General features: G+C 59.4%; 4 protein-coding genes and 1 pseudogene. All 5 read right to left on the bottom strand.

The annotated features are described in order from the left end of the window. Positions 1 to 115: 115 nt before the first annotated feature. Positions 116 to 637 carry a type II secretion system minor pseudopilin GspI gene (gene gspI / locus H5U08_RS12365; protein ID WP_297033477.1) on the bottom strand — a complete coding sequence of 174 codons (522 nt, stop codon included), beginning with the start codon at positions 635 to 637 and terminating at the stop codon, positions 116 to 118. Then, positions 634 to 1,347, bottom strand: coding sequence for a type II secretion system protein (locus H5U08_RS12360; RefSeq protein ID WP_297033474.1), 714 nt, complete (start codon positions 1,345 to 1,347; stop codon positions 634 to 636). The genes gspI and H5U08_RS12360 overlap by 4 nt, the downstream gene beginning before the upstream one ends. Before the next feature lie 162 nt (positions 1,348 to 1,509). Further along, positions 1,510 to 1,962 carry a type II secretion system major pseudopilin GspG gene (gene gspG / locus H5U08_RS12355; RefSeq protein ID WP_297033471.1) on the bottom strand — a complete coding sequence of 151 codons (453 nt, stop codon included), beginning with the start codon at positions 1,960 to 1,962 and terminating at the stop codon, positions 1,510 to 1,512. A 211-nt stretch (positions 1,963 to 2,173) separates the two neighbouring features. Then, positions 2,174 to 3,376, bottom strand: coding sequence for a type II secretion system F family protein (locus H5U08_RS12350; RefSeq protein ID WP_297033468.1), 1,203 nt, complete (start codon positions 3,374 to 3,376; stop codon positions 2,174 to 2,176). A 180-nt stretch (positions 3,377 to 3,556) separates the two neighbouring features. Next, positions 3,557 to 3,894: pseudogene (locus H5U08_RS12345) on the bottom strand (type II/IV secretion system protein); the annotation flags it as partial.

Here is a 3,894-nt window from a genome sequence, read left to right as displayed (position 1 = left end):
TCTCAGCGGACGGCCGAGGCGATACCACCGAGGCCTGCCTGATCTCGTCCGGGGGATGCCGCGTGGGTCAATCATCATCTTGGCCAGTTTCCATGCTGGGTTGCCCGCTGCTTGATTACTCGTTCAATGATTCCGACGATCCGGAACCGCTCTCGCCGGAGCTGGCTGACGTTGTTCCCGTACCTTCCTCTTCGCCGGGTTGAGTGAACTCCATGGTTGGATCGAGCATCCATTGTGTCAGGCTGAACTGAACCGGGTGGGCCACCATACTCGGATCCTGGGCCACGGTGACCTGCACGCTAAGCAGCCCATCTAACTCCAGGGGGGCAATGTCCACAGTGTACAGCCAGCCCGGTTCCACCGTATCGTCGATGTCTTCCACCGGAGCATCGGCCACGGTTTCCGGGGGCAGGGCTCCTGCGTTAAGCTCGGCGAGAATCGACTCCGCGATCAGTTGCGCTCGCGTCAGATCCCGGACCCGAGCGGCGTTTCGATAGGCGTTGTACACGAGTTGTCCGATCGCTGCCAATGACGTCAAAAGAATGGCCAGTGCGAGGATCACCTCGAGGAGCGTGAAGCCCCGCGATCCCCGTCTGCGGTCACTCTTTCGGACAATCGTGTTCACTGCGGTGGTCATGGCAAAGAGCCCTGCTGCCCGACCAGCGTGCCCTCTTCATGCTCTCCGTTGTAAGGATCCCCGACCAGCACCGAGCCCGTCAGCCCTCGAAGTGAGATATCAATCCGCCGCCCATACTCGTTTTGCAGCGTCAGAAGGGCCGAACTGGTCGATCCATCCGGGAAGAAGAAGATGGTCGTACCAGACGAAGTGCCCCCGGCGGGAGCGGCAGTGCCCAGCGATCCCATCATGGATGCGTCCAGTCCCAAACCGGTGACGTCTTCTGAGAAGGTGGCGCTGAGGTCGGAATCCATCACCTGGAGGTCCGCGAACGTGATCTTTTCCGGCAACTCTTTCCGACCGGCGATCACCATATCCAGGCTTGTGTCGCCACTCGGAAAGCCTGGCTGGGACAGACCCCCAGTATTGCCACCATCCAGAGGCGGCAGCGACTGATCCACCTCCGCGGTTGAAGCCGACTCGATTCCCGCGTCACTCCATGGCTGGACGGCGTATCCGTTCCCTCCCAGTTCGCAGACGAAGCAGTAGATCTGGCCGCTGGCCATGGCACGACTCCGTGCCCGGGCCCATTCCACCCGAATCTGATCGGCGGCCAACTGGAGTCGGCGGCCCGCCATCGGCTTCTGAATCGCCGTCAGGACCAACCCTCCAATGATTACGACGAGTCCCAGAACAATGATGATTTCGACGAGTGTAAAACCTGGCCGCACTGGTCGCTCCGCAGCGGACTTTAATCGACGCAACGGCTTCTGACTCTTTCTCCGAGCCAGAAGTGCGCAGGCGAGTGCATCGACCAGTGCAATAGGCGCGCAGAGTACCATAACGCCGGTCTCATTGTGGTAAGGGACCAGACCATTCCTGGCGGTACCGCTTTACTGGCCCCAATTGGTGATATCATCCTCTGTCCCGTCCACGCCGTCGGGGCCCATTGACCAGATGTCCGGTCGGCCGGTCGTGTTCCTTTGGGGCGGATACATGTACAAATACTCGTGCTGCCACGGATCCAGCGGCACCGCCTGGGCATTCAGGTACGGGCCGTTCCACTTCGTCGGGTCGGGAAGATCCGCAGGCGGAGTGATTAAGGCATCCAGTGAGGGCGGATAATCGTTGAGATCGAGATAGTACGCGTCACATGCCTGTTCAAACGCCTTGATCTGCGTCCGCGCGGCATTCTCGTATGCCCGACGCTGCATCGGAATGAGGTTTGTCACCGCCAGCGAGGCGATGACCAGGAGAATCGTCAGCACAATGAGGACTTCGATGAGGGTCAAACCTCTCCGACGTCCCCGATTCAATTCGACTTTCCAAGCGGTCCTCGGCCTCATCACACCGTCATCCTTTTTATCTCAGATCGTCTTCCCAACTCCGGGGGGAATATACCCCTTCCCGCCGGTCCCTTCACGTGATCCCTCCAAAAATACTAACGCTCGCCGGGCGAAAATGCTTCGCCCCATTATCGAAGGTGGTTGGCCCCCAAAATTGAAGGCCATCGCCTCCAGGTGGCTGTTTTCGCGCAGCCGTCGCCGAGTTTGCCGCCTAAATCGCCTGACTCATTTTGAAGATGGGCAGAAGCAGCGCCACAACCACCACCAAAACACCGCATGCCACCAGGAGCAGGAGGATTGGCTCGAGCAGCCGCACGCCCACATCGAGCTGACGCCACGTCCTTCGCTCCAGGGCCTCCGCGATCTGTATGAGGACAGTTTCCAGGGTGTTGGCCTCTTCCGCCACCGAGATCATCTCGATGACCATGGGAGGAAAAAGCCGACAACTGGCGAGAGGCACAGCCAATCGTTGCCCCTGAGAAATACTCTTGGCGGCTTTCTGGATTGCCTCGGCCAGGAGGACATTCCCCGTCGCCTCACTGGCAATTTCCAGCGCCCGCAAAATCTGAACGCCATTGCGCAGCAGAGTTCCCAGCACACGGCAAAACCGGGCAACCGCAAAGTTGAGCACGATCGTACCCAAAACCGGGACCTTAATGATGTACTGATCCCAGACGCGGCGCCCCGATCCACTTCGCAGCCATGTACGGAGTGCCACAATCACCACAACAAATCCGCCCGCAACCCAAATCCCCCAGGATTGGAGGAAGGCACTGAACGAGAGCAACCCTTCGGTCAAAGCGGGCAACTCGTTCCGGTTGCGCAGATTTTCAAAAAGCCCCTCAAATTTCGGCACAAGAAACACCAAAAGGGCGCTCACGACGATGGTGCCGATGACGATCAGCATGACGGGATAGGCCATCGCCCCTTTGACACGCTTCCGCAAGTCCTCTGTGGCTTCGGTGAATTCCGAGACGCGGTAGAGGGCCTCTTCCAGAAAACCGCCTTCGGTTCCTGCCCGCACCATGCTCACCGCCATCTCGCTGAAGATGTGCGGAAAGCGGGCCATGGCGTCGCCCAGCCCCGCTCCGTCTTCCACCCGTCGAGCCACTTCGCCCAGCACCTCTTTGAGAACGGGATGGATGGACTGGGCCCGCACGATCTGCAGCGCTTTTAAAAGGGGAACACCACTGCGGAGAAGATCGGCGAGTTGACCGTACACGACGGCCATCGTCTGGGCGGGCACCCGATTTCGCTGAAAAAGCCGTCGGGGCGGAGCTTCCGCGCGGATCTCGACGGGATAAAGCTCCCGGCTGGCGATCGTGGCAAGCGCTTCCCGCTGGGTCGCCGCCTCGATCGATCCGGTCACTTTCTTGCCACTGCTGTCAACCGCGACGTAACTGTATTCCGGCATCTTCTCCCCGCATCAGAGGGACCGACAAGCCTCACCCGCAAAAATGACGACTGATCGGCAAGTTACTCCCCACAACTCCGCGCACACCCACCCGCCTGGGACATCACAGGGCTTTCCTTTTTCAGGTAGTGATGTGAATTTGACATCAAGCCCGTCACGGCCAATTAAAAATCAGGCGGTTCAATGCTCATCCGGGCGAGTGACGCGATCGATTTCCTCTATTGTAGTCCGGCCGCTCAAAACCTTCCGCCAAGCGTCCTGGCGCAGAGTCACCATCCCTTCTTCGATGGCGGCCTGCCGGATGGCCCAACTGCTGGCCCGATCGTGGGCCAGTTCCCGAATGCGCTCGCTGCTGACCAGGAGCTCGAAGATACCAATCCGCCCTTTATATCCCACATGTCGGCACGCCCGACATCCCACCGCCCTGTAAAGGAGGACACCTTCCTCAAGGATTTCCTTGGGAAAATCGCGCGGCAGTTCCTCGGGTTTTGGACGATACGGTTCCTTGCATTCCGGAC

The sequence above is a fragment of the Thermogutta sp. genome (genome assembly GCF_014359955.1).
Classification (GTDB): domain Bacteria; phylum Planctomycetota; class Planctomycetia; order Pirellulales; family Thermoguttaceae; genus Thermogutta.
The sequence above is the reverse complement of the archived record's forward strand: the minus strand, read 5'-3'. Positions and strand labels throughout refer to the sequence as shown.

Coding starts and splice junctions, on each gene's coding strand:
- H5U08_RS12350 (WP_297033468.1), bottom strand. CDS start 3,376: ATGCCGGAATACAGTTACGTCGCGGTTGACAGCAGTGGCAAGAAAGTG.
- gspI (WP_297033477.1), bottom strand. CDS start 637: ATGACCACCGCAGTGAACACGATTGTCCGAAAGAGTGACCGCAGACGG.
- gspG (WP_297033471.1), bottom strand. CDS start 1,962: ATGAGGCCGAGGACCGCTTGGAAAGTCGAATTGAATCGGGGACGTCGG.